Raw genomic sequence first — 23,862 nt, 5'->3', positions numbered from 1 at the left:
CCCATCGCCCCCAGGCCGTTACTCGTGCGTCAGATCCTCTGCACCGGCCGCCGCGGCGTCAACCGCCCGGTCGGCGGCACTCCCGACCGCGCTCGGCGGTCACAGGCGCTATCGTCGAAACAAATCACCCATTTCCGGCCAGGCTTGGGGTAGGAGCGTGTCGGTGCTGGTTGTCGTGCTCGCCGTGAGTGCCGCCTGCTGCCTGGGCTTCGGTTTCGTCCTCCAGCAGGACGCCGCCTCGCACGCGCCGAGGAGCGACTACCTCTCCCCCCGGCTGCTGCTGGATCTGATGCGGGTGCCGAGCTGGCTGGCCGGGATCGGTCTGATGGTCTGCGGCATGGTGCTGGGCGCGCTGGCCCTGGGCAAGGGCGAGGTGTCCGTCGTCGAGCCGTTGCTGGCCACCAATCTGCTCTTCGCGATGACTCTCTCGCGCCACCGCACCGGCCAGCGCCTCGGCCGGCAGGGATGGTCCGGGCTCTGGCTGCTGGCCGGCGGGGTCACCGCGTTCCTGCTGGCGGGCCGACCGCAGGGCGGCGAGGCGGTGACCGATCCACTGCGGCACTGGCTGGTCATCGGCGCCGTCGTGGTCCCCGCTCTGCTGCTCACCTCCTTCGCCAAACGCCACCCCTCGGGGGCCGCCCCGGCGCTGCTCGCGGTGGCGGCCGGACTGCTGTACGGGCTACAGGACGCGCTCACCCGGCTCACCGGCCAACGGATCACCGAGGGCGGGTTCACGGCCGCACTGACGGCGTGGCAGCCGTACGGGGTGGTGGTCCTGGGGGTGACCGGCCTGCTCCTGGTCCAGAGCGCGTTCGAGACGGGCCCGCTGCGGGTCTCCCTCCCCCCACTGACCGCTTCCCAGCCACTGGCCGGGATCCTTTGCGGGGTCGGATTCCTCGGCGACCGCCTGCGCACCGATGCGGTCGCGCTGGCCTGGCAGGCATCGGGTCTGATGGCGATCGTCGCCGGGATCGTGCTGCTGGGACTGCATCCGGCCATGCCGGAGGGGCCGGTGGGCAGGCACCGGCACAAGAGCCTCCAGTCGAACTGAACGACGCGCCCGGGCCTCGGCCGCCGGTCCGATGCGCCCCGCCCCGACCGGGCGGGCGCGGCGCCTCGAAGTGGGGCGTGCGAGGACCGACCAGGATCGGCGCGCCGGAACCTGGCGCGGCCGGGGTACGAGTGAACTCCGTCGGGCGGCCGACGCCTGTGAAGCCGTCGGCGTCGCGCTTCTCGGCTGCACGGAAACCGTGGAGTGGGCACAGAGGCGGGCCGAACGGGAAGGCACGACCGAGGCGGTCGTCTTCCTCCTGCCGGACGCCGCCTCGTACCTCACCGGCGCCGAGTCGGCCGTGGACGGCGGCTGGACGACGGGGCCGGCCGTCGAGTACGTCGTGCGCCGGTGATCACGAAGGGGGATCTGTTGTTGAATGAGAGACATGGCTCCTTCCGACAAGGCCCCTTCCGGTTTCGAAGCGACCTCTTCCACCGGGACTTCTTTCCAGAACCCTTCCGACGAGATTCTCGACGAGATTCTGGACATCGTCGACGAGAACGACGAGGTCGTGGGGCAGGCCCCGCGCGGTGAGGCAACCGCTCGGGGCCTGCGCCACCGCTGTGTGTTCATCGAGGCCAGGGACGCCGCGGGCCGGCTCTTCGTGCACCGCAGGACCCCCACCAAGCTGGTCTTCCCGTCCCACTACGACATGTTCGTCGGCGGGGTCGTCGGGGCGGGCGAGTCGTACGACGACGCGGCCCTGCGGGAGGCCGAGGAGGAGCTGGGGGTGCGCGGGCTCCCCCGCCCCGAGCCGCTGTTCTCGTTCCTCTACACGAGCGCCGAGCATTCCTGGTGGAGCCGGGTGTACCAGGTACGGTGCGAGCTGCCGGTGAACCCGCAGGCCGAGGAGGTCGCCTGGCACGCCTTCCTCACCGACGCGGAGCTGGAGCACCGGCTCGGCGGCTGGGAGTGGGTGCCGGACGGCCTGGACGCGTACCACCGGCTGTGCGCCTTCCGGGCAGGCGGAGCGTCGTCTTGAACCGCCCGGGCGGGGCCATCCGCAAAAAGACGGACGGGCGGCGGGCATGAACGAGTTCGTACGGGGTCTGCGGCTGTGGTTCGCGCCGCAGCGCATCCGCGAGGAGGGCGAGACCCCCGACTACCGGTTCTCGCTCGCCAACGAGCGGACGTTCCTGGCCTGGCTCCGCACGGCCCTGGCGCTGATCGGCGGCGGTTTCGCCGTCGACCAGTTCCTTCCGGAGCTGGCGTGGGGCGTCCGCGCCGGTCTGGCACTGGCGCTGCTGGCGTCCGGTGTGCTGTGCGCGCTGCGGGCCATCAACCACTGGGTGCGCTGCGAGCGGGCGATGCGGCGCGGCGAGGATCTGCCGGTCTCCAGATTCCCGACGGTGCTGGGGCTCGCCGTCGCCGTGGTCGCCGTGGCGATGGTGCTGGTGGTGCTCTTCGGCTGGGAGAGCCGGTGACGGCCCATACGCGGACGGTCAGTGCGCGCGACCCCGGGCTACAGCCCGAGCGGACCCGGCTGGCGTGGCGGCGCACGACGCTGTCCTGCACGGTGGTGGCGCTGCTGGCGGTCCGGCAGGCACTGCACGCCGGGGCGGGCCCCGGGGCCCTCGTCGCCGTGGCGCTGAGCGCGCTGGCCTGGCTGGGCTTCCTGCTGGTGGCGCACCGGCGGGTGCTCCGGATGGCGGCCGCACGGCCCCGGCCACTGCCGACGCGAGGCGCGCTGGCCGCGACCGCGTGCGTGATCGCGCTGGCGGTTTTCGCCGCGGGCCTGCTGTTCTGAGGCCCGGCACGCGCACGCGCCTGGGGTCGTGGCCCGGGCGGCCCGTGCCGACCCCGCGCCTCCCCACCACCCCGTACCGCGCCACGCCTCCCCATCGCCTCGTGCCGGCTCCTCAGCACCTCCACGCACCGAGGGCGAAACCGCCGCCGCCCAGGCGCGGCTGGGGCCGGGCCGTATCCACCACTGCATGCGGCTGATCGGCATGGCCGAGCGGGCGATCGAGCTGATGTGCCGTCGCGCGGTGTCCCGTACGGCCTTCGGCAAGCCGCTCGCCGAGCAGGGCGTGGTGCAGAACTGGATCGCGGACGCGCGGGTGACGGTCGAGCAGCTGCGGCTGCTGGTACTGACGACGGCCTGGCTGATGGACACGGTCGGCAACCGGAGCGCGCACGCGGAGATCCAGGCCGTCAAGATCGCCACCCCGCGCGCGGTGGTCGGCATCCTCGACCGGGCGGTGCAGCTGCACGGGGCCGGAGGGATCGGCCAGGACTTCCCGCTGGCCGAGCTGTGGGCGGCGGCACGGACCCTGCGACTGGCGGACGGGCCGGACGAGGTGCACCAGCGGTCGTTGGCGCGGCGGGAGATCAAGGGGTACGTGTAGGCGTCGGTGATCCGGCGGGCCCGTGGCCGGGGGCCGCCGGGTGCCGTCGTGCCCTCAGTCGCCGGAGGGGCCCGGCTGCCGCCCCGCACGCGGCGCGGCCGTGATCCGGTCGAGCACGGAGGTGTAGAGAGCGCGTCGGTCGGGGCGTGCGTGGTCGGCGGCGTGACGGAGGGCGGGGACGGCCGCCTCGCCCATCCCTGCGAGGCCGTCGGCCGCCGCCTGGCGCACGACGGGCCGGGGGTGCGCGAGCAGGGCCGTCACGGCGGGGATCGCGGGCCGCCAGCGGGCTCGGCAGAGCGTACGGACCGCCGAGCGCACCACGTCGGGCCGGGGATCGTCCAGCAGGAGCGCGGTGTGGCGCAGATGGGTGTCGCGGTCGAGCATCGTCCGTGAGGCCCGGTGGGCGCGCAGCCGGACCCTGCCCCGGGACTGGAGCAGCAACTCTCCGAGCAGTTCGCGCAGTTCGGGGTCCTGGTCCGGTTCCGGTCCGGGGTGCGCGCCGGAGAGTTCCGTCAGGGCCCGGCACGCCTGGTCCGGGGTTCCGGTGCGGGCCAGCTCCAGCAGTTCCCGCCGGGAGGGGTGGCTCGGTGCCCCGCCGGGCGCGGCCGGTGTGCGGGTGCGGAGCGCCGCCCGCTCCGCCGCGTCCCGCTGTCCGGCGTCCGGGCCGCGCAGCGGGCCCTCCACGAGGACGAGCCGGTCCGCGAGCGCGTCGCGCCCTTCGGCGCGCAGCCGCTCATGGACGCGCGTCAGTGCCGGGGTGCGCAGCAGTCGACTGCCGGCGAGCAGGTCGAGGAAGCCCCAGGCTCCGGCGTCGAGGCGGTCTTCGAGGGCGCGGGCGAGCGCGTCGGCGGGGTGGCCGCGCAGGGTGGCCGCGAGCGCCGGTCGCAGGGAGGGCGGGGCCTGCTCCCACCATTCCAGCAGCAGCGGCACCAGCGGTTCCCGCTCCTGGGGGCCGAGTTTCGAGGCCACGAGGGCCACCCGGTCGCGCAGGATGCCGTCGCCGCGCAGTTCCGCCGTGCCGACCGCGGTCAGCGCACGGGCGAGGCCGTCGTCGACGGGCAGGTCGACTCGACCTCGGAGGAACGCGAGCAGCACGGGCAGCCGGGCATCGGGCTCGGGCCACGTCGCCAGTGCGCGGGCGGCGGTCGTCCTGCGGTCGGCGGCGGTGGACTCCAACAGGGCGAGCAGGCGTTCGCGCAGCGGCGTCGAGCGGGGCCCGTCGAGGTCGTCGCCCCGCACGCGGCGGGGCGCGGGGGACGGTGTGCGCGCGGTCTCGGCGATGGTCCAGGGCGGTGCGTCGAGCGGCTGGAGCAGCGTCATCCAGTCCAGCAGGTCTGCCCGGACCTCCGGGCCGGCCCCGTGGTGGGTCTCGACCAGCGCGGCCAGCCGGTCCCGGGAGCCGAGCGTGCCGTCGTCCCTCCGACGGAACTCCTCGAGCGCGGCCGGGGTGCGCGTCGCTTCGTGCAGCGCCGCCCGCCAGGCCCTGGATCTGTCGCCCTCGACGCTCTCGGCCCGGGTCCCGTCGTTCCGGACCGGGAGGAGCCCGGCCCGGAACGAGCCGGCGGACGCCGGGGACGAACCGGCCGGTCCGCCGTCCGTCGGGGGCGAACCGGCGTCCGGGACCGCGAACGCCTCGCGCAGCACGGCGGTCACCGCCTTCCAGGGGTCGGCGCCGAGCCGGGCCGCGTCGAGCGCCCGGTCGAGGTCGGCCCGGACCAGCACCGCGTCGAGCCTGCGCAGCAGCGTCAGCGTGGACCTGTGTGGGGTCGCGGGCGCGGGGCGCAGAGCCCGTACCGAGGCGACGACGGCCGGCCGGCCGGCCGGCGGCAGCGTGGGCGCGACCTCTTCGAGTACCGCGATCAGATCGTGCCGGTCCTCGTCCCGGGCGTCGGCGAGCGTGTCGAGCAGGACCGGGACGGACCGGGCGTACACCCTCAGCTCGTCGGCCGTCCGGGGCCCGGGGCAGGCACGCAGTGCCAGCCGCACCACGTCCTTCCGGGCCGCGGGGCGCGCGGAGGCCAGCCGGAGCAGGTCGCCGAGCATGGGCCGCAGTTCCGCCGCCCGTTCGGGGCGGGGGCGGCCCGGGCACCCGGCAAGGCGCAGCGCGATCGCGGGGTCCCAGCCCCTGGTGACCAGCGACGTGACGGCGCGGTCGGTCCCGTCGTCCGACGACGGCCTGCGTGCCCCGTCAGGGGCGGCGACCCCGTGCCGGGCCATGGATGCCGCGAGGTCCCGCACCGTCCCGGAGGCCAGGCCGACGCGCCGGGCCGCGACCAGTGCGAGCAGGGGGGCCGCCACCGGTGACCCCTGGTCGTCCAGGGCGAGGACCGCACGCGCCGTGAGGGTGCCGTGGAGTCCTTCCAGGAGCCGGTCCCGGCACCTCGCGTCGCCGCTGTGCTCGGCGGCGGCGAGGAGTGTCGCCGCGTACGCGTCACCGAGAACGGTACGCAGGGCCGCGACGAGCGCGTCGCGCAGCCCGGGGTTGTCGTGGTGCCCGAGCCCGTGCAGCAGCGGGGGCACGGCCGCCGGGGTGCCCGCGCGGACCAGCGCCTCGGCGGCCGTCTTCCTGATGTTCATGTTCCGATGGCCGAGACAGGCGGCGATCGCCTCGGACGCCCAGTGGGCCCGTGCCCGGCCCAGCGCGATCAGCGCCTGCCGGAGGGTCTGGATGTCCGGCGCGCGGGTCAGCGCGATCAGGGTCGCCGACAGCGCCTGCGCGTCCCCGCCGGTGGGCGGGTCCTCGGCGGTGGGCGCGTTCTTGCGGGTGGGCGTGTCCTCGCCAGGGGTCTCGCGGGCGAGCAGGGCGATGACGTGCTTGCGCACATGCCGGTCGCGGTGGCGCAGCAGTCGGTGGACCCGGGCCCGGGTGCCGGTCCAGGGTGCTCTGCGCAGCATCTCCAGCAGGATCACCCGCTCGCGGTCGGTGAGTCCGGGACGTTCCAGCAGGTCCAGGCCCGTGGTCGCGACGAGTGCGTGACCGGCCTGTGGCGCGTCCACCGCGTCGAGCAGGCAGACCGGCCGGATCGCGCCCCGCTCGTACAGCCGACGGCCCAGGCCGTGCAGGGCGTCCAGGACCTCCTGGGGCACCACGGGCTCGGCGCCCGGCGGGACCCGGTCGTGCGACCCGGTGACGGCGGTGGTCGGCCGGCCGTCCGCCAGGTCGGACACGATGCGCAGCAGCAGGTCGGCGACGGCCGGCAGGGTGCCCGCGCCGCCGTGCGCCGCCATCCGGCGCAGCGCCGCCACCGGCCCGGCCGGGTCCGGGCGGGAGCGCAGCAGGGCCATTTCCCGCTCGTCCGGCCCGCCGAGGTCCGCCGCCACACGGTCCGGCAGATCGAGCGGGTCGAGCCGTACCAGCAGGGCCTGCCGCAGTTCCGGGTCGCGGTTGAGCTGCCACAGCAGTTCGAGCGCACGGTGCCGCACGGGGTACAGGTGGGGGGCGGGCGGCGTCGCGGCCAGGCCCAGGCCGTCGCGCAGCGCCCGTACCGTCCGCCGCCCGCCGATGGCCTCCAGTGCGTCGAGAGCCGCGGCGGGCGCCGAGGGCAGCAGCGCGATCACGGCCTCCTCGGCCGGGCAGTGGCGCAGTTCGCGGATCGCGCGGAGGAACGGGCCGGGCTCGGGAGCCGACGGGAGCACGCGGGTGATCGTCTCCCCGACCGGAAGCTCGTCCGTTCCCTGCCCGGCCAGGGCCACCAGCAGGGCGAGCCGTCGCGGCCATCCGGGATCACCCGGGTCCGCTTCGGTCAGTGCCGGGAACGTCTCGGCCCGGCAGGTGAACAGGATCGTCGCGACCTCGTCGGGCGGTATCGAGTGGTCGGCCAGGGCCAGGCCGACGACGGCCCGTGCGTGCGGGTCGGCAACGAAGTGCCCGCGCCGGTGGAGGCCCCGCAGGCAGGCGACCGCGGGCCGCCCGAACAGCAGCGGATCCTCCGCGGCGACCGCCACGAGGTCACCGATGTCGTCGCGGCCCGCCAGTGCGCCGAGCAGTTCCATCGCCCGTCGGCGCGTGCCCGGCGGAAGGTCCGGGTCCCCGACGGCCCGCCGCAGCAGTTCCCCGTGGCCGTGGCGGGCGGCGACGGTGAGCGCCGCGTCGGCCGTCGCGGGCCGGGTCCGCGCCGCTTCGGCGGCGAGGAACGGGGAGAGGTGCCCCGGTGGCAGCGGTTGCGTCGCGGCCCAGGGCTCCCCGAGTTCGCGCAGCGCGTCGGCGACGACGGCACTCTCGGCGAGGGCCGCCGGACCGTCGCCGGGAACCGGAGCGGCATCGGCGGAAACCGGAGCGGCTTCGGTGGCGATCAGAGCGGCCAGGGTCCTGCGGACCCGTGCGGGGGCCAGGAGTCCGGCGCGCAGGCCCTGCCGGGCGAGCCGCAGCGCCTCGGTACGGAGCACCGGGTCGCCGCTGCCGGCGAGTTCGTCCACGAGCCGGGCCGGCCGGGGCGCGCGGGCGATGTCGATCGCCCGTACCGCCTGGTAGAGGAGTTCGCCGCGGGGCTCGTCGCGGATCACCGTCGGCTCGTCGAGGACGTCGACGCGCAGCCACGCGACCCGAACCCGGGCCGGGAGCCCCGCCGTGCGCCATGCCGGGCGGGGGCGGCCCCGAAGGTACGGGCCCAGGTGCCCGTGGAGTCCGGCGATAAGAAGGTCCGCCTCGGGCCGTCCCGTCGGCGTTCGGGGCAGCAGTCCGGCCAGCTCGGCTCCCTCCGCCCCGTCGGACGGGCCGGCGGACGTGACGCGCTCGGTGAGCAGGACGAGCCCCAGCTCGCACAGGCCGGGATCCTCGTGCCGGATCAGGCGTCCGAGCACGGCGGGCGGGCAGTCCCGGGCATCGATGAGCCCGGACAACCGGCCGACGTCGGCCCGGCGTACGGCGTCGTGGATCTGTTCCTGCATCCGTTCGTGGACTCGGTCCTGGACCTGTCCGTCGGTCGGCGTCCTCACCGTCGGATGCTAACGGCGGCGTTCCCGCCGCCGCCAACGAGATCTGGGCCTCACGGACGTGATTCCTGTGCCCGTACCGGTGCGCGGGGCGTGCCCCGGCCGCCGGGGACCGACGGACGGACGAGCGAACGGACGGGCGGACGGGCTGCTACGGACGCAGGGCGCGCAGCAGCAGGTCGGCGAGGTGGTCGGCGACCTCCTGCTGGCCGAGCGGGCCGTCGGGCCGGTACCAGGTGGACAGGTGGTGGACCGAGCCGAAGTGGTGGTCCACGATCAGGTCCGCGGGAGTGGCCGTGGAGAACACGCCGCTGCGCTGGCCCTCTTCGATCAGGGCCCGGAAGCGCTCGTGGTAGCGGCGCCGCTCCGCCCGTACCTGTTTGTTCTTCTCCGGGCTCAGATGATGCATGGAGCGGAAGAAGATCGCGGCGTCGTCGAGGTTCTCGATGGTGGTGACGACCACGTCCGCCGCGGCGTCGCGAAGGCGCTTCTCGACCGGGGCGTCGGCGTCCGCGAAGGCGTCGAGGCGCTCCTGCTGGAGGCGCAGCACCCGGGCGTACACCTCCTGGAGGAGGTCCTCCTTGGAGCCGAAGTAGTGGTAGAGCGCGCCCTTGGTGACGCCCGCCGCCTCGACGATCTCCTGGACGGAGGTGCGGTCGTAGCCCTTCTCGGCGAAGAGCCGGGTGGCGGCGGCCAGCAGCCGCCGGGGCACGGGGACCGGTTCCTCCGGTTTCCCGTCCGACACCTTGGTCATGGCCGTCACCTTCCTTCCGTCCTGTACGCGGATCCGCGCCGTGGGCGATCCGCGTGCCGTGTGCGAAGCGGTCCCCGGATGGGGACGCGGTCACCGCCCGAGGATCTTCCCACCCGCCGCCCCCGGGTGTCCGGTCAGCATCTCGGCCGCACGGCCCCGTGATATAGCCGCACGGACCCGGAGGACCCATAGGAGGCCCTCTGGCGCAAGCACCCTATGGACGCCCCTTCTCATAGCCGCCACATGTCTCACGGAGGGCCACGAACCGCGCGCCCTCCTCCGCGAAGCGACGGGCCGGCGCGGCCCCGACGCCGCCTGCGACGGCCCCGCGCCCCCCACACCCGCGCCCCCACACCCGCGCCCTGCGCCGTGGCGCTCGTCGGTCCCGCCTCTCCCCGCCTCTCCCCGCCGACCGCACGCGGCAGACTAACCAGTCGGTATGCCGGAGCGGAAGAGCCCGCCACCCGGCCCGGGGCCTCACGCGACGGGGGCCTTCATCGTGCCCAGCACACCCAACACACGCAGCACACTCAACACACGCAGCACGTCCTTACACACACAGCACATCCGTACACACGCAGCACGTCCGTACACACGCAACACGTCCGTACACACGCAACACGTCCGCCCCACCCGTCCCGTCCGGCTCGTTCCGTACGGCCTGATCACGCGCTAGCGTGCGTGGCCATGACAGACAGCGCGATCACGGAGGTAGCCGAATGAGCCTGTCCAGACGTGGATTGCTGGCCGCCGGCGGCGCGGTGGGCGCCCTCGCGGCGACGGCCGCAGGCAGTGGCGGGGCGGCCGCCGCCCCCGCGGCCGGCAAGGGACACGGCAGCGGCCGTGGGCGGGTCCGCACGGGATTCGACCGGCTGGCGGCGGACGGCTACGCGCTGCTGAAGGGCCAGAAGGTCGGAGTCGTCACCAACCCGACCGGGATCACCTCCGACGTGCGCCACATCATCGACGTGATGCACCCGGACGGCCGCGTGGACCTGACCGCCGTCTTCGGCCCCGAGCACGGCTTCCGCGGCACCGCGCAGGCGGGCGGCTCGGAGGGGCGGTACGACGACCCGGCGACCGGCCTCCCGGTCTACGACACGTACCTGAAGAGCGGTCAGCCGCTCGCGGACATCTTCACCGCGTCCGGCGTGGACACGGTCGTCTTCGACATCCAGGACGCGGGCGCCCGCTTCTACACGTACATCTGGACCCTGTACGACTGCATGGAGGCGGCGGCCCTCGCGGGCAAGCGGTTCGTGGTGCTGGACCGGCCGAACCCGGTGACCGGACGGGCGGCGCTCGGGCCGGTCCTCGACCCGGCGTTCGCCACGTTCGTGGGCCGTCGGGAGATCGCCCAGGCGCACGGCATGACGGTCGCCGAACTGGCGCTGCTGTTCAACCAGGAGTTCCTGGAACGGCCGGTGGATCTGCGGATCGTGAGGATGTCGGGGTGGCGGCGCTCGGACTTCTTCGACGCGACCGGCCTGCCGTGGGTGCCGCCGAGCCCCAACATGCCGACGCCGGACACGGCGCTGGTCTACGCGGGCACCTGCCTGTTCGAGGGCACGAACCTCTCCGAGGGGCGCGGCACGACCCGGCCTTTCGAACTGCTCGGCGCGGAGGGCATCGACCACCGGTGGGCGGCCGCGGCCAACGCGCTGGACCTGCCGGGGGTCGCTTTCCGCGAGGCGTACTTCGCGCCGACGTTCTCCAAGTTCCAGGGGAAGACGGTCGGCGGGGTGCAGTTGTACGTCCACGACCGTGCCGCCTTCGATCCGGTCCGCACGGGCATCGGACTGCTGGTGACGGCGAAGCGGACCTGGAGCGGGTTCGCGTGGCGCTCCGACAACTGGATCGACAAACTCACCGGCAACACCCGGGTCCGCACGATGATCGACGCGGGGGCCGGCACGGACGAGGTGGTGGGGGCCTGGTCGGCGGATCTCGCCGCGTTCCGGGCCGTCCGGAAGAAGTACCTCCAGTACCGGTGAGGCCGTGCCGGTGAGGCCGTGCCGGTGAGACGGGAGCGGGCGGGCCCGAGGGTTCGGGCCCGCCCGGCGGACGGTTCCGCTCTCGCCGATGGGCGGGGAACTCCACCAGGACCGCCTCGGGTCGTTGCCCCGACGGAACGACTCCCGGACCTTGGTCTCCCTCGACTTCTGCTGGGCGGAGATCAGCGAGAACGCCGCCTGCACCTCGCCGCCGAACTGTCCGCCGACCTCGGAGGCGAACGAGACCAGGTCGGTCGGCTCGAACGGCTTCATCTCGCCGACGCGTTGGTGATGGCGTCGACCCGATGGCCCGGAAGTCACCGGCGGTACGACCTGCCGGTGAGGTGAACAACGAACGCCTTTTCCGAATCGTCACATGCCGCTGTTGTCGCCCGCGTGACGGCCGCTCATCTCACTTTCCGGACACTCTTGCCCGTCGCGGGATCTCAAACGGGCGCCCGTTCGTCTATCTCTTGACGCCGAAGTACGAGCGACGGAGGTGAGGGCGCAGTGGCCGGATTCCGGAGTCTTGCGAGACAGGTACGCGATCCGGGGAGCGACCTGGCACTGCGGCGGTATTCGCTGCGCAAGTGCCTGGAACGGTTCGCCCCTTACGGACACCGGGCGACCTGGGACCATCTGTGCACGCGGCACGGGATCGAGCCGGAGGACCGTTCCCCCGATCCGGTGCGACTGGTGGGCGCGTTGGAGGAGTTGGAGGCAGGCCGGGCCGTCTGGCTCGGCTACGAGTCGTCCTTCGCCGCGCGCCGCAGACGCGAGAAGCACGACGGGCTGCGCAGGCCGGTCACGTTCGACGACTGGCACCGGCGCGCCTGGGGCGGGTACGGGGTCGTCCGCTGCGCGGATCCGGCCGTTCACCCCTCGGCGCCGCTCGCCGAGGTACTCGGCCTGCTGATCGCCGCCCTGGAGACGGGGCCGGGCACGGCCTGCCCGGTGTGCGGGTGCGACGCCATCGAGTGGCGGCCGGATCCGGTGTGCGAGCAGTGGACCGGCCCGGCCTGCCCGGGGTGCGGGATCCTGGTGCCCCGGCCTGTGCTCACGCCGGGAGCGCTGGCGAGGGCCCGGGGCGCACGGCGGCGGGACCTCGCGTCTGCGGCATGACCCGCGCCGCACACCCCTGGAACCTCCCCGAACGACTCGGGGCGCCCATGAACGGCACGGGGTGCGGTGCGCGAAAGACCTGATGCGGGGCACGAGGCCGTCGGGCGTCGGACCGGCGGGCGATCCGCCGCCGGGTGCCGCTGGGTCTCTGCCGCCAGTTGATGTCACGGGCGCTCCGCCGACAGGCGATCCGCTGCGCCCCCCTTCCACTCAGCGACCTCCTACGCCCCGTCCTTCCGGTTCCCGTCCTTCCGCTCGCCGTCGTCCGCCCGATGCTCCGGCATCAGGCGCGAGCCGCTGATCCGCTGACCGGAGACGTCGTCCGGGTTGGAGAGCACGCAGGTCTCCAACGACAGACAGCCACAGCCGATGCAGTCGGTGAGGTGGTCACGCAGCTGCGCCAACTGCGCGATGCGCTCGTCCAGTTCGAAGCGCCAGGCCGCCGAGAGCCGCGCCCAGTCGTCGCGGTTCGGGGTACGTTCGTCGGGCAGTTCGGCGAGCGCCTCCCTGACGGTGGCCAGCGGGATGCCCACCCGCTGCGCCGCGCGCACGAACGCGACCCTGCGCAGCGCGTCCCTGGTGTAGCGGCGCTGATTGCCGCTGGTGCGACGGCTCTTGATCAGCCCCTTGGCCTCGTAGAAGTGCAGGGCGGAGACGGCGGCGCCACTGCGCGCGGAGAGCTGGCCGACCGTGAGTTCCTGGAGTGTCTGTGGAATCTGGGGCACTCCCCCAACCCTACGTGCCCCCTCCCGGGGCCGGTCCGTCGTTGACAGGAACGCACCCGCCAACCATGCTGAGCAAGCGCTTGGACAGTCGGGGCGAAGGGTGCGCCCGTCGGCCCGGCTTCCTTCTCAGGGCGCGCGGCCCACGGGCGCGCGACGCCGGACGGCCGAGAGCGGAAGGCGGGACCAGGGACATGGCAGAGCCGAGGATCTTCACGTCCGCACAGGAGTTGCGCGACGCCGTGGGAGAGCAGCTCGGGCACAGCGCCTGGCTGGAGGTCGAGCAGAAGAGGATCGACCTCTTCGCCGACGCCACCGGCGACCACCAGTGGATCCACGTGGACCCGGAGCGGGCCGCGACCGGGCCCTTCGGCACGACGATCGCGCACGGCTACCTCACGCTCTCGCTGCTGCCGGCCCTCGTACCGCAGGTGATGCGGGTCGAGGGCATGAAGATGGGGATCAACTACGGCACGAACAAGGTCCGTTTCCCGGCCATCGTGCCCGTCGGCTCCCGGCTGCGCGCGACGGCCGTGCTGAAGAACGTTGAGGAGGCCGGGGGCGGCGTGCAGGTCACCGCCCTGGTCACGGTCGAGCGCGAGGGCGGCGACAAGCCGGTGTGCGTGGCCGAATCGGTGTCGCGCTACTACTTCTGAGCGTTCGCCGGCCCGTGACGGTCGGCATGCTTCCGGCGGGCCCGAGACGGTCGGCACGCTCCCGGCGGGCCCGAGACGGTCGGCACGCTCCCGGCCGTTCGCGGGCCTCCGGGCGTCGATCACGCTCCCGGCCGTTCACATGTCTCCGGTCACCCGGCCACGCGGGCGTCCCGGCGCCTGCACCGCTCCCTGCGGCGCCGACCGGTCCGTCCGGCCGCCTACGGCCCGACACCGACCATCCGCAGCACGAGACCGGCGTAGAACGCGCCGACCTCGTCGGGCGTCCGGCTGCCCCGCGCGTTGAACCAACGCGCCACGTCGATGCAGAGCGACAGCACGGCGAGGGCGGTGCCCGGGACATCGGGGACGTCGAACTCCCGCGCCTCCACGCCCTCGTCGATGATCCGGCGCACCACCGCTTCGGTCCTGCGACGCAGCCCGACGATCTCGGCGCGGTGCTCCTCGCCGAGCGCGTCGAGTTCGTACTGGACCACGCGGGCCGTGGTGTGCTGCTCGGCGTGCCAGCGGACGAAGGACCGTACGGCGTCGGCCAGCCGCTCGGCGGCGGTGCCGTCGCCGTCGGCTGCCGCCTCCAGGACGGAGAGGGCGCGGTCGTGGCCGATCCTGCTGATGCGGTGGAGCAGTTCTTCCTTCGTCTTGTAGTGGATGTAGAGCGCGGCGGGACTCATCCCGGCACGGCCGGCGATGTCCCGGGTGGTGGTGGCGTGGTATCCGCGCTCGGCGAAGGCGTCGACGGCGGCGACGAGGAGCCGCCTGGCAGCCTCGGGCGTCACCTCGGCCCACGGCGCGCCGTCGCCGTCGGTCTCCTCCGCCGTGCTCATGATCACTCGCCCCTCTCGTCAGCAGGACGAACACCATACCCCGAAGCTGAGCAAGCGCTTAGGCGCGTTCGTCCGGGGGCTCCGGGCGACGAAGTCCTGCTCGACGGCCGTGCCTGGACCGCGGGCGAGCTTGCCCGCCACGCCTCGGCGGCACCGTCCACCGCCGGCGAGCACCTCGGCAGGCTCGTCGCGGGCGGGCTGCCGGCCGAGGAGCGCCAGGCCGCCACCACCGTCTGCGGCTCGCCGACGAACGGGCGGCGCATCTCGTCGAGGATCTGGCGGCCCGGGTCGCCCCGTGGTGGACGCGGGCCACGGGAAGGCGGTGGGCGCGCGGCCGGTGGGCGGAACGCGGTCCGGAAGGGGCGGAACGCGGTCCGGAAGGGGCGGGACGGAGGACGCCCGGAGGCGGGAGGACGACACCTCGGCGCATCGGCCGGGAGCGATCCTCCAGAACCTGGGCGACTTGGCCCGAAGGTGCTCGGCGAGACCGCGCTTGCCGCGTACGCGCGGCAGCGGACCGCATGTGTCCGCCGGACGCGGCGAGGAAGTCGAACCGCCCGCCGTTGCTCTCGGCCTGCCCGGTGTCCGCCCGGCGGGCGAATGCCACCGCCTCACCGATCAGCCGAGACCGGCGGGCTCCGTACCCGGGCTCCCGATCCCGGAGCTCCCGGCACCCGGGTCCTCGGCCCCGGAACCCTCGAACTGGGTTCGGTACAGCTCCTCGTACCGGCCTCCGGCCGCGAGGAGTTCGTCGTGGGTGCCCCGCTCCACGATCCGCCCGTCCTCCACCACCAGGATGAGGTCGGCCGAGCGCACGGTGGACAGGCGGTGGGCGATCACGACGGCGGTGCGCCCGGCGAGTGCCTCGGTGAGGGCCTCCTGGACGGCCGCCTCGGAGGTGTTGTCCAGATGGGCGGTGGCCTCGTCGAGGATGACGACGCGTTGGCGGGCCAGCAGCAACCGGGCGATGGTCAGCCGCTGGCGTTCGCCGCCGGAGAGCCGGTAGCCGCGTTCGCCGACGACGGTGTCGAGCCCGTCGGGCAGCGAGGCGACCAGTCCGTCCAGACGCGAGCGGCGCAGCGCGTCCCAGAGGTCCTCCTCGTCGGCCCCGGGCCGGGCGAGCAGCAGGTTCGCACGGACCGACTCGTGGAAGAGGTGCCCGTCCTGGGTGACCATGCCGAGGGTGTCGCGCAGGCTCTCGGCGGAGAGGTCGCGCACGTCGATGCCGCCGATGCGCACCACGCCCTCGTCCGCGTCGTAGAGGCGCGGCAGCAGTTGCGCGATGGTCGACTTGCCCGCGCCGGACGAGCCGACGAGCGCCACCGTCCGACCGGGTTCGACCCGGAACGAGACTCCGCGCAGCACCTCCCCGCCACCCCGGGTGTCGAGGCTCGCGACGTCCTCCAGCGAGGCCAGGGAGACCTTGTCGGCGGACGGGTAGCCGAACCGTACCCGGTCGAACTCGACGGACACCGGCCCCTCGGGGACCGCCCGCGCGTCCGGCTTCTGTTCGATGAGCGGCTCGAGGTCGAGGACCTCGAAGACCCGCTCGAAACTGACGAGGGCGCTCATCACCTCGACGCGTGCCCCGGCGAGCGCGGTGAGCGGCGCGTACAGGCGGGTCAGCAGCAGGGCCAGTGCGACGACCGCGCCCGCGTCCAGCTGCCCGCGCAGCGCGTAGGACCCGCCGAGCCCGTAGACCAGGGCGAGAGCCAACGCCGACACGAGCGTGAGCGCGGTGATGAACGCGGACTGGGCCATGGCCGTGCGGATCCCGATGTCGCGCACCCGGCCCGCTCGGGCGGCGAACTCGGCGGACTCGTCGGCGGGCCGGCCGAACAGCTTGACCAGGGTGGCGCCGGGCGCGGAGAAGCGCTCGGTCATCCGCGTCCCCATCGCGGCGTTGTGCGCCGCGGCCTCCCGCTGGAGCCTCGCCATCCGGGCGCCCATGCGCCGTGCGGGCAGCACGAACACCGGCAGCAGCACCAGTGCCAGGACGGTGATCCGCCAGGAGAGGGAGAGCATGACGCCGAGGGTGAGGAGCAGCGTCACGATGTTGCCGACGACGCCGGACAGGGTGTTGCTGAAGGCGCGTTGGGCCCCGATGACATCGTTGTTGAGCCTGCTGACGAGCGCGCCGGTGCGGGTGCGGGTGAAGAACGCGACCGGCATACGCTGCACATGGTCGAAGACGGCGGTGCGCAGATCGAGGATCAGCCCCTCGCCGAGGTTGGCGGAGAGCCAGCGGCCGACCAGTCCGAGTGCCGCCTCCGCGAGGGCGATCGCGGCGATGAGCAGGGACAGCCGTGTGACAGTGCCGGTGTCCCCGCCGGTCACGATGGCGTTGACGACGCGACCGGCGAGTACCGGAGTGGCGACCGCGAGCAGCGCCGCCGCCACGCTCACGAGCAGAAAGAGGCCGACCCGGCGGCGGTGGGGGCGGGCGAAGGCGGCGATGCGCCGCAGGGTGGCGCGGTCGAAGGGACGCCGGTCCGCCTGCGCGTTCATGACGTTGCGGAGCTGTGTCCACGCGGTGGTTTCCATGCTCATGACTGGAACGTACGACCTCCAGCGGACTTGAGGTCAACGCCCGGCCGTGCGGCGGGCGTCACCGGTCCGGCACCCGTGCGGTGTCCGCGTGTCCAGGACCCGCACGAGACGGGCCCGGAGCAGGACGCGGGTCTCGGAGACAGGACGGGGGCGGGAGCGCCGAGGTCCACGTTCCCGTTCCGGGTCTCCCCCGGCACGGGTCTGCGCACGGAAGGTTCCTGGAGGTCACCGAATGACGTTGACGAGCCACGCTCCGATTCCTACGGTAGTCCATAGGATTTCTTCTGCACCGGGAGCGCGCATGAGTGGCATCGAGCAGGCGAGGAAGACGGCACAGGGGCTCGGGTATTCGCCCGGATTCGGCAATGAACACAGCTCGGAGGCGGTGCCGGGGGCGCTGCCGCACGGCCGCAACTCGCCCCAGCGCGCCCCTCTCGGGCTCTACGCGGAACAGTTGAGCGGCTCGGCCTTCACCGAACCGCGGGCGCACAACCGCCGTTCCTGGCTCTACCGGATCCGCCCTTCGGCCGCCCATCCCCCGTTCGTCCGCGTCGACAACGGCGCGATCCGCACCGCCCCGTTCACCGAGACCGTGCCCGACCCCAACCGGCTGCGCTGGGACCCGCTGCCCGAGCCCGCGGCCGGGACGGACTTCGTGGCCGGTCTGTGGACCCTCGGCGGCAACGGCGACGCGACGCGGCGCGCCGGCATGGCCGTGCACCTCTACCACGCCAACGCGTCCATGACCGACCGGGTGTTCAGCGACGCGGACGGCGAACTGCTGATCGTCCCGGAGCGCGGCGGCCTGCTGCTCCGTACCGAACTGGGCCTCCTACGCGCCGAGCCGGGGCATGTCGCGCTGATCCCGCGCGGGGTCCGCTTCCGGGTGGAGCTGCTCGACGCCACCGCCCGCGGCTACGTCTGCGAGAACTACGGACGCCCGTTCGTCCTCCCCGATCTCGGCCCGATCGGCGCCAACGGTCTGGCGAACGCGCGGGACTTCCTCGCGCCCGTCGCCGCGTACGAGGACGACGACCGCCCGGTGAAGGTGGTCAACAAGTTCTGCGGGAACCTCTGGTCCGCGACGTACGACCACTCCCCGCTCGACGTGGTCGCCTGGCACGGCAACCACACTCCGTACGTCTACGACCTGCACCGTTTCAACGTCATCGGGTCGATCAGCTACGACCACCCCGACCCGTCGATCTTCACGGTGCTGACCTCGCCCTCCGACACCCCCGGTCTGGCAGGCGTCGACTTCGTCGTCTTCGCGCCGCGCTGGCTGGTCGGCGAAGACACGTTCCGGCCGCCGTACTTCCACCGCAATGTGATGAGCGAGTACATGGGCCTGATCGAGGGCGCGTACGACGCCAAGACGGCCGGGGAGGGCGGGTTCGTGCCGGGTGGCGGTTCGCTGCACAACATGATGTCGGCGCACGGTCCGGACCGGGAGACCTTCGACCGGGCGAGCGCGGCGGAGCTGAAGCCGCAGAAGATCGACGACGGTCTCGCCTTCATGTTCGAGACCCGCTGGCCGGTGACGGCGACCGCGCAGGCGGCCGGCGCCGACCATCTGCAGCGCGGCTACGACGACGTGTGGCAGGGTCTGAGCCGCAACTTCAGGCCGTAGGCGACGACCGCGCCCACGCGGCCCACGCGTCGTCGCGTCCGCTGTGTCGCAGTACGGAGAGACCAGGTGACTCAGGTGCCCCAGATGCCCAAGACGCCCCCGGGGCCGGCGTTCGCCCCCGATTCGCTGGTCCTGAACCGCAAACTGCCGCTGTGGTACCAGGTCTCGCAGTCGCTGCGCGCCTCGATACTGGGGCGCGCGGCGGACGCCTCGCAGCGGCTGCCGACCGAGGAACAGCTCGCCGCGCACTACGGCGTCAGTGTGCTGACGATGCGGCAGGCGCTCAAGGAGCTGGAGACGGAGGGGCTGATCAGCCGGCACCGTCGGCGCGGCACGTTCATCGAACCGCGCGCCCGCCGGGTGTCCCCGGTCCGGCTGCTGGGTTCGATCGACGCGATCGTGGCCCAGCAGTCGGGCGAGCGGACCTCGCTGCTGGACCACGGCCCGGTGGCCGTGCCGTGCGAGCTCGGCGAGCACTTCCCCGACTGCTCCGAAGCGGTCGGTTATCGCAGGCTGCGCCGGGACGGGGAGAGCGACGAGCCCACCAACTGGGCGGAGAACGTGGTGCATCCCGAGGTGGCGGCGCGGCTCGACGTCGCCGACCTCGAGCGCTGGCCGATGACCAAGGTGCTGCGCGACCGCGTCGGCGTCCGGATCGCGCGCATCACCGACACGGTCGAGGCGCGCCTCGCCGATCCGGTCACCGCCGAACTCCTCCAGGTGCCGCTGCTCAGTCCGATCCTGTTCTACACGGGGGTGACGTACGAGGAGGGCGGCCGGGTGGTGGACGTGGCGCGGATCCGCTACCGGGGCGACCGGTTCTCCTTCTCGGTCACCGTGGAGGCGCACTGACGCACGGGCACGGCCGGTGCCGCCACCCGCGCGGGACGCACCGGGCCACCGGGCCACCGGGCCACCGGGCCACCGGGCCACCGGGCCACCGGGCCACCGGGCCACCGGGCCACCGGGCCACCGGGCCACCGGGCCAAGCTACCAGCCGAAGGAGTCCAGCACCCGCCCGAGCGCCCGGTCGAAGACCCCGTCCAGATCGATCGGACCGGGATCCTCGGCGAACCCGGCCGCCATCCGCGGGTACTTCCCGGTCGCTATCTGGCTGATCAGGTAGTTGGTGCGCACGGCCTGCTCCCGTTCCTCGGACCAGGGCAACGACCGGCTGCGCTCGGCCGTGGCGATCTCGTTGGACACATAGGTGGTGACGACGCCGTTGACCATGGCGATGAGTTCCATCTTCTCGCCGAACCGCGCGTCGACCCCGTCCAGACAGCTGAGCGCGTACTCCAGGTACCGCAGGACGTTCGGGCTGAAGCCGTAGACGGGTGACATCAGCCGGGGCATCCAGGTGTGGCGGTGCATCATCGCGCGTGCCTGATGGGCCAGCGCGATCAGGTCGCCGCGCCAGTCGCCGGACGGCTCCGGGTACGTGTACTCGCCGCTGACCGCGTCGAGCATCAGCTCGTACAGGTCTTCCTTGCGCGGCACGTAGTTGTAGAGGGACATCGTGCCGCAGCCGAGCTCGGCCGCCACCTTCCGCATGGACACCGCGTCGAGGCCCTCGGCGTCGGCGATGCGGACGGCCGCCGCCGCGATGTCGGCACGGCTGAACGCCGGCCTGGGGCCGCGGCCCGCACGCTCGGGGCGCGCCCAGATCACTTCGGGTACAGCGGGACGCCCCACCATCGATCATCACCTCGCACCCCCATCCTAGTTACGTACACCGTACGTAGTGCGGTACGGTGGGCCGCATGACAACTACGTACGCTGTACTTAGTGAAGGTCTGGAGAAGCGCTACGGCGATGTCCACGCCCTGCGCGGGCTCGATCTGGCCGTCGCCGAGGGCGCCGTCTGCGGGGTGCTCGGGCCGAACGGGGCGGGCAAGACCACCGCCGTCCGGGTCCTCGCCACGCTGGCGGTCCCGGACGGCGGAAGCGCCCGGGTCGCGGGCCACGACGTGCTGCGCGAGGCGCACGCGGTGCGCGCGGCGATCGGCGTCACCGGGCAGAACGCCTCGGTCGACGGCGAACTGACGGGGCGGCAGAACCTGCGGCTGTTCGCGAAGCTGCTCCGGTTCCGGGGCGCGGCCGTCCGCGCCCGCGCCGACGAACTGCTGGAGCGCTTCGGGCTGACCGAGGCCGCGGACCGCCCGGCCCGCACCTACTCGGGTGGCATGCGACGCCGGCTGGACCTCGCGGCCAGTCTGCTGACCCACCCCCGAGTGCTCTTCCTGGACGAGCCGACCACCGGCCTCGACCCGCACAGCCGCAACCAGATCTGGGCCGCGGTCCGGGAACTCACCGGCCAGGGAACGACCGTCCTGCTCACCACGCAGTATCTGGAGGAGGCCGATCAGCTGGCCGACGACATCGTGCTGATCGACCGGGGCCGCACCGCCCACCGCGGCACCCCCGCCGAACTGAAGGCGCTCATCGGCAACTACGTCGAGGTGGTCGTCGCCCATGAATCGGCACTGGTCCCGGCCGCGGGCGTCCTCGACCAGCTCACCGGCACCGAACCGGCGATCGACCGCGAGCACCGCACCGCCGGGGCCGTCGCCACCGACGGCACGCTCACCCTCCCCCGCGTCGTGCGCGAACTCGACGCAGCGGGCGTGCCCGTGATCGACGCGAGTCTGCGCCCGCCGACGCTCGACGAGGTCTTCCTCCGCCTGACCGCTCGCGGCGACGCCCGAACCGCCCCGCCACCGAAGGAGACAGCAGCATGAGCGGCATCACCGCACCGGCCCCCGGCCGGCACCTGCCGGCCACCCCGTCCGCCGCACACGCCCCGGTGGCCGACGCCCTGGCCGTTCTGGCCCGTCACCTCCAGCGGATCAAGGCCGCCCCCGGCGTCATGATCCTGACGCAGACCATGCCGATCACGATGCTGCTGTTCTTCGGCTACGTCTTCGGCAGCGCCCTGGCCGTGCCCGGGCAGGAGTACCGCGCGTTCCTCGTGCCCGGCCTCCTCGCGGCGACGGCGGCGAACGGCATCATGACCGGGATGTTCCAGGCGTCGCAGGACTGCCACCGCGGGGTGATGGACCGCTTCCGCACGCTACCGATGAGCCGGTTCGCCGTACCGTTCGGACAGACCGCGGCCGACCTGCTGACCACGGCCGTCGGCATGGTCCCGCTGATCCTGGTCGGCCTGGCGGTCGGCTGGCGGATCGAGGACGGCCCGCTCGGCGCCCTGGGGGCCTTCGGGCTGCTGTTGCTCTTCCGGTTCGCCACGTCCTGGCTGGGCTGCTGGCTGGGCCTGCTGATCCGCAACGAGGAGGCGGCCGGTCAGCTGGGCAGCGCCACGTTCGTCCTGCCTCTGCTGTCGAGCGCGTACATCCCGACCGACAACCTGCCCGGGTGGCTGCGCACGGTCGCGGAGTGGAATCCGATCAGCGCCATGGCCGCCGCCGCCCGTGATCTGTTCGGCAACGCGCCCCCCGCCGCCGACGCCGCCTGGCCGGTCGCCCACCCGGTGGCCGGGACGCTCGCCTGGTCGTTGGCGCTCCTCGCGGTCTTCGTGCCACTGACCGTACGGCGCCACGCTCGCGGCGGCGAATGACACCACTCGCCGCGCCGTCCGCACCGACGGCCGGTGAGTACGCCGATGCGCCGCTGCCGGCCCCGGGGATGACGGGAGGGTCGGCAACGGCGCACGGCCGGTACGAGATGGTCGCCCGAGCGGCCCGGGCGCGGCCGACGAGCGGTGGCGGCGGGCCTTCGGGTCAGTGGCGGCTGCCGAGGAGCGAGCGGCTCAGCCGACTCAGCGGCGCGAAGAGCGAGACCCGCGCGCTCCTGCTGCGACGGCTGTGTCCGGCCTCGCGCGCAGTCAGCTCGCGCATCAGCAGCGTCGCCTCGGCGACCTCCCGCCGCGGCGCGGCGGGGCCGCCGAGCACCGCGAGATGGCGGTCGAGGCGCGAACTGGTCGCACTGCTCCCGCATGTGATGGCAGGCACACGTGGCCTGCGGCGGACCATTATCTGTTCCATGTCACTCCCCACCCGTACGAGGGCACCCGGCCCGGGCAGGCTAACCCTAACCCCCCGCGAGGACACTCGTGTATCCCGCCCGGGGGATCGGGCGCGCCGTCCGCAAGGCCGATCACTCTCCACACCCGTCCGATTCCAGGGCGAGTTGAACGCGACGGAGCCGTCACCCCGTCCTGGATCGGTGGGCGGCCGGACAACGGCTCCGCGGACGGGGGCCTCCCGCCCGTCGGACGGGCCGACGGGCCCGGCGTGTCGCCGTCACGACGGGGATCAGGCCGCCGAGTTGAGAACGGGCAGGTAGCCGCCGGACTGTCCGGCCGCCGTGGGGTGGTACGACTCACCGATGTTGAGCCAGTTGACACTGTGCAGCCAGGCGTCCCCGGAGCAGATCTCGTGCCCGGAGAACCCGCCCGCGACATCGGCGAAGGTGAACCCGTGGTCGGCGGCACGCTTCGCCGTCGTCGTGTTGAGGTAGTCGGCGGCGTCGTTGATCGCGGTGCGCACCTTGTCGCTCAGACCGACGGCGCAGCTGCCGCCGATCTTGTAGAAGCGCGGGTAGCCGAGGACGACGACGCGGGCGGAGGGAGCCTTGGCGCGGATCGCCGAATACACCGAGTCGAGGTTGCCCGGAAGGGTCGTGCCGACGTAACTGCGAGCCGTGGCGATCCGGTCGAGACAGGTGGCCTCCGACTGGAGGACACAGGTCGTCATCACATCGGCGAAGCCCGCGTCGTTGCCGCCGATGGATATCGAGACGAGGTCGGTGGAGGAGGCCAGGGGGCCGAGCTGACCGGAGGTCACGTCACCGGTACGGGCGCCCGAGCAAGCGGTGAAGGCGAAGGACGACGGCGAGTGGGAGGCGGCCCAGAGGGCCGGATACGCCTTGGTGCTGCGCTTGCAGGACCCGCTGGCGCTGTCGTAGCTCCCGGCTCCGACACCCGAGGAGTACGAATCGCCGAGGGCCACGTAGTCGACCCCCTGGACGGACTGCGCGGCGGACGCGGTGGCCGCCCCGGTCAACGCGAGCACGGCACCGAGCAGGAGCGAGGACGAGAACGCCACGAGTCTGGACATCTTCATGGAACCTCCCTTGGACCGACCGGCAGGATCTCCGCCGTGGTCTGCCGTGTCCGTGGTAGCAGCACCAGCACGGTCTTTGGAAGTGCTCATGCCAACTTGCTCCAACGAGTTCGCCCACGCGCCGCCTTGATGTCGTGTCACCTCGCCGGACCGCCTGCCGGACACGGGGAGAAA

At 73.3% G+C, this 23,862-nt stretch carries 20 protein-coding genes and 4 pseudogenes; 16 read left to right on the top strand and 8 right to left on the bottom strand.

The features are described from left to right. Window positions 1-157 precede the first annotated feature (157 nt). The 7 genes and pseudogenes from ACGF2V_RS09590 to ACGF2V_RS09560 all read left to right on the top strand — a co-directional run. Window positions 158-1,051, top strand: a complete 894-nt coding sequence (locus tag ACGF2V_RS09590) for a DMT family transporter (RefSeq protein WP_362623319.1) — start codon at window positions 158-160, stop codon at window positions 1,049-1,051. A 53-nt stretch (window positions 1,052-1,104) separates the two neighbouring features. Next, a pseudogene (locus ACGF2V_RS09585) lies at window positions 1,105-1,198 on the top strand (3-alpha-hydroxysteroid dehydrogenase); the annotation flags it as partial. 94 nt (window positions 1,199-1,292) lie between these two features. Beyond that, window positions 1,293-1,406 (top strand): annotated as a pseudogene (locus tag ACGF2V_RS09580) (3-alpha-hydroxysteroid dehydrogenase); the annotation flags it as partial. A 33-nt stretch (window positions 1,407-1,439) separates the two neighbouring features. Then, window positions 1,440-2,036: an NUDIX domain-containing protein gene (locus tag ACGF2V_RS09575; protein ID WP_362623324.1), complete on the top strand. Its 597-nt coding sequence runs from the start codon at window positions 1,440-1,442 to the stop codon at window positions 2,034-2,036. Between the two features lie 46 nt (window positions 2,037-2,082). After that, window positions 2,083-2,478, top strand: coding sequence for a DUF202 domain-containing protein (locus ACGF2V_RS09570; protein WP_362623327.1), 396 nt, complete (start codon window positions 2,083-2,085; stop codon window positions 2,476-2,478). Beyond that, the gene (locus tag ACGF2V_RS09565) at window positions 2,475-2,801 is read left to right on the top strand and encodes a DUF202 domain-containing protein (protein WP_362623330.1); all 327 of its coding nucleotides are present in this window, start codon (window positions 2,475-2,477) and stop codon (window positions 2,799-2,801) included. The genes ACGF2V_RS09570 and ACGF2V_RS09565 overlap by 4 nt, the downstream gene beginning before the upstream one ends. 133 nt (window positions 2,802-2,934) lie before the next feature. Continuing rightward, a pseudogene (locus ACGF2V_RS09560) lies at window positions 2,935-3,402 on the top strand (acyl-CoA dehydrogenase family protein); the annotation flags it as partial. Window positions 3,403-3,456: 54 nt separating this feature from the next. Here ACGF2V_RS09560 and ACGF2V_RS09555 read toward each other — a convergent pair. Beyond that, complete coding sequence (locus ACGF2V_RS09555) at window positions 3,457-8,337, bottom strand: HEAT repeat domain-containing protein (protein ID WP_362705087.1); 4,881 nt, start codon at window positions 8,335-8,337, stop codon at window positions 3,457-3,459. Window positions 8,338-8,485: 148 nt separating this feature from the next. Then, window positions 8,486-9,088 carry a TetR/AcrR family transcriptional regulator gene (locus ACGF2V_RS09550; protein WP_362623336.1) on the bottom strand — a complete coding sequence of 201 codons (603 nt, stop codon included), beginning with the start codon at window positions 9,086-9,088 and terminating at the stop codon, window positions 8,486-8,488. Between the two features lie 719 nt (window positions 9,089-9,807). On the opposite strand from ACGF2V_RS09550, the gene ACGF2V_RS09545 reads away from it, so the two are divergent. The 3 genes from ACGF2V_RS09545 (at window position 9,808) to ACGF2V_RS09535 (ending at window position 12,204) form a co-directional block, all read left to right on the top strand. Continuing rightward, on the top strand, window positions 9,808-11,082 hold the full coding sequence (locus tag ACGF2V_RS09545; RefSeq protein ID WP_362623339.1) for a DUF1343 domain-containing protein: 1,275 nt from the start codon (window positions 9,808-9,810) through the stop codon (window positions 11,080-11,082). Window positions 11,083-11,170: 88 nt separating this feature from the next. Then, window positions 11,171-11,374 (top strand): hypothetical protein, encoded by a 204-nt coding sequence (locus tag ACGF2V_RS09540; RefSeq protein ID WP_362623342.1) that lies wholly within the window; start codon window positions 11,171-11,173, stop codon window positions 11,372-11,374. 218 nt (window positions 11,375-11,592) lie between these two features. Further along, entirely contained in the window at window positions 11,593-12,204 is a 612-nt protein-coding gene (locus tag ACGF2V_RS09535) for a hypothetical protein (RefSeq protein ID WP_362705090.1), read from the top strand. 221 nt (window positions 12,205-12,425) lie between these two features. Here the strand turns inward: ACGF2V_RS09535 and soxR are convergent, their stop codons facing one another. Beyond that, window positions 12,426-12,929, bottom strand: a complete 504-nt coding sequence (soxR, locus tag ACGF2V_RS09530) for a redox-sensitive transcriptional activator SoxR (RefSeq protein ID WP_362705092.1) — start codon at window positions 12,927-12,929, stop codon at window positions 12,426-12,428. A gap of 191 nt (window positions 12,930-13,120) precedes the next feature. Here soxR and ACGF2V_RS09525 point away from each other — a divergent pair, with 191 nt between their 5' ends. Next, window positions 13,121-13,582, top strand: a complete 462-nt coding sequence (locus ACGF2V_RS09525; protein WP_362705094.1) for a MaoC family dehydratase — start codon at window positions 13,121-13,123, stop codon at window positions 13,580-13,582. A 218-nt stretch (window positions 13,583-13,800) separates the two neighbouring features. Here ACGF2V_RS09525 and ACGF2V_RS09520 read toward each other — a convergent pair whose 3' ends face one another. Continuing rightward, the gene (locus ACGF2V_RS09520) at window positions 13,801-14,424 is read right to left on the bottom strand and encodes a TetR/AcrR family transcriptional regulator (RefSeq protein WP_362623353.1); all 624 of its coding nucleotides are present in this window, start codon (window positions 14,422-14,424) and stop codon (window positions 13,801-13,803) included. A 96-nt stretch (window positions 14,425-14,520) separates the two neighbouring features. Between ACGF2V_RS09520 and ACGF2V_RS09515 the strand changes: the two are divergent. Next, window positions 14,521-14,720, top strand: a pseudogene (locus tag ACGF2V_RS09515) (ArsR/SmtB family transcription factor); the annotation flags it as partial. A 322-nt stretch (window positions 14,721-15,042) separates the two neighbouring features. Here the strand turns inward: ACGF2V_RS09515 and ACGF2V_RS09510 are convergent. Further along, the gene (locus ACGF2V_RS09510; protein WP_362705097.1) at window positions 15,043-16,974 is read right to left on the bottom strand and encodes an ABC transporter ATP-binding protein; all 1,932 of its coding nucleotides are present in this window, start codon (window positions 16,972-16,974) and stop codon (window positions 15,043-15,045) included. A 301-nt stretch (window positions 16,975-17,275) separates the two neighbouring features. Here ACGF2V_RS09510 and hmgA point away from each other — a divergent pair, with 301 nt between their 5' ends. Together hmgA and ACGF2V_RS09500 are read left to right on the top strand one after the other, a co-directional pair. Beyond that, window positions 17,276-18,604 (top strand): homogentisate 1,2-dioxygenase, encoded by a 1,329-nt coding sequence (gene hmgA / locus ACGF2V_RS09505; RefSeq protein ID WP_362623359.1) that lies wholly within the window; start codon window positions 17,276-17,278, stop codon window positions 18,602-18,604. A gap of 84 nt (window positions 18,605-18,688) precedes the next feature. Beyond that, the gene (locus ACGF2V_RS09500; RefSeq protein WP_362623360.1) at window positions 18,689-19,456 is read left to right on the top strand and encodes a GntR family transcriptional regulator; all 768 of its coding nucleotides are present in this window, start codon (window positions 18,689-18,691) and stop codon (window positions 19,454-19,456) included. Between the two features lie 138 nt (window positions 19,457-19,594). Here the strand turns inward: ACGF2V_RS09500 and ACGF2V_RS09495 are convergent, their stop codons facing one another. Continuing rightward, window positions 19,595-20,302: a TetR/AcrR family transcriptional regulator gene (locus tag ACGF2V_RS09495; protein WP_362705099.1), complete on the bottom strand. Its 708-nt coding sequence runs from the start codon at window positions 20,300-20,302 to the stop codon at window positions 19,595-19,597. A gap of 65 nt (window positions 20,303-20,367) precedes the next feature. Between ACGF2V_RS09495 and ACGF2V_RS09490 the strand changes: the two genes are divergently transcribed. Then, on the top strand, window positions 20,368-21,345 hold the full coding sequence (locus ACGF2V_RS09490) for an ATP-binding cassette domain-containing protein (RefSeq protein WP_362623364.1): 978 nt from the start codon (window positions 20,368-20,370) through the stop codon (window positions 21,343-21,345). Further along, window positions 21,342-22,181: an ABC transporter permease gene (locus ACGF2V_RS09485; RefSeq protein ID WP_362705101.1), complete on the top strand. Its 840-nt coding sequence runs from the start codon at window positions 21,342-21,344 to the stop codon at window positions 22,179-22,181. Before ACGF2V_RS09490 ends, ACGF2V_RS09485 begins: the two co-directional genes overlap by 4 nt. Window positions 22,182-22,344: 163 nt before the next feature. On the opposite strand, the gene ACGF2V_RS09480 is transcribed toward ACGF2V_RS09485, so the two are convergent. Together ACGF2V_RS09480 and ACGF2V_RS09475 are read right to left on the bottom strand one after the other, a co-directional pair. Then, complete coding sequence (locus tag ACGF2V_RS09480; protein WP_362705104.1) at window positions 22,345-22,608, bottom strand: hypothetical protein; 264 nt, start codon at window positions 22,606-22,608, stop codon at window positions 22,345-22,347. Between the two features lie 270 nt (window positions 22,609-22,878). Further along, window positions 22,879-23,688: an SGNH/GDSL hydrolase family protein gene (locus tag ACGF2V_RS09475; RefSeq protein WP_362705106.1), complete on the bottom strand. Its 810-nt coding sequence runs from the start codon at window positions 23,686-23,688 to the stop codon at window positions 22,879-22,881. Window positions 23,689-23,862 lie beyond the last annotated feature (174 nt).

The sequence above is a fragment of the Streptomyces sp. NPDC047982 genome, from assembly GCF_043204165.1.
In the GTDB taxonomy this organism is placed as follows: domain Bacteria; phylum Actinomycetota; class Actinomycetes; order Streptomycetales; family Streptomycetaceae; genus Streptomyces.
The sequence above is the reverse complement of the archived record's forward strand: the minus strand, read 5'-3'. Positions and strand labels throughout refer to the sequence as shown.

Excerpts from the sequence above, each read along its gene's own strand:
- ACGF2V_RS09575 (WP_362623324.1), top strand. The coding sequence starts at position 1,440 with ATGGCTCCTTCCGACAAGGCCCCTTCCGGTTTCGAAGCGACCTCTTCC.
- ACGF2V_RS09570 (WP_362623327.1), top strand. The coding sequence starts at position 2,083 with ATGAACGAGTTCGTACGGGGTCTGCGGCTGTGGTTCGCGCCGCAGCGC.
- ACGF2V_RS09550 (WP_362623336.1), bottom strand. The coding sequence starts at position 9,088 with ATGACCAAGGTGTCGGACGGGAAACCGGAGGAACCGGTCCCCGTGCCC.
- ACGF2V_RS09545 (WP_362623339.1), top strand. The coding sequence starts at position 9,808 with ATGAGCCTGTCCAGACGTGGATTGCTGGCCGCCGGCGGCGCGGTGGGC.
- ACGF2V_RS09540 (WP_362623342.1), top strand. The coding sequence starts at position 11,171 with ATGGGCGGGGAACTCCACCAGGACCGCCTCGGGTCGTTGCCCCGACGG.
- ACGF2V_RS09525 (WP_362705094.1), top strand. The coding sequence starts at position 13,121 with ATGGCAGAGCCGAGGATCTTCACGTCCGCACAGGAGTTGCGCGACGCC.
- ACGF2V_RS09520 (WP_362623353.1), bottom strand. The coding sequence starts at position 14,424 with ATGAGCACGGCGGAGGAGACCGACGGCGACGGCGCGCCGTGGGCCGAG.
- ACGF2V_RS09510 (WP_362705097.1), bottom strand. The coding sequence starts at position 16,974 with ATGAGCATGGAAACCACCGCGTGGACACAGCTCCGCAACGTCATGAAC.
- hmgA (WP_362623359.1), top strand. The coding sequence starts at position 17,276 with ATGAGTGGCATCGAGCAGGCGAGGAAGACGGCACAGGGGCTCGGGTAT.
- ACGF2V_RS09500 (WP_362623360.1), top strand. The coding sequence starts at position 18,689 with ATGCCCAAGACGCCCCCGGGGCCGGCGTTCGCCCCCGATTCGCTGGTC.
- ACGF2V_RS09495 (WP_362705099.1), bottom strand. The coding sequence starts at position 20,302 with ATGGTGGGGCGTCCCGCTGTACCCGAAGTGATCTGGGCGCGCCCCGAG.
- ACGF2V_RS09490 (WP_362623364.1), top strand. The coding sequence starts at position 20,368 with ATGACAACTACGTACGCTGTACTTAGTGAAGGTCTGGAGAAGCGCTAC.
- ACGF2V_RS09485 (WP_362705101.1), top strand. The coding sequence starts at position 21,342 with ATGAGCGGCATCACCGCACCGGCCCCCGGCCGGCACCTGCCGGCCACC.
- ACGF2V_RS09480 (WP_362705104.1), bottom strand. The coding sequence starts at position 22,608 with ATGGAACAGATAATGGTCCGCCGCAGGCCACGTGTGCCTGCCATCACA.
- ACGF2V_RS09475 (WP_362705106.1), bottom strand. The coding sequence starts at position 23,688 with ATGAAGATGTCCAGACTCGTGGCGTTCTCGTCCTCGCTCCTGCTCGGT.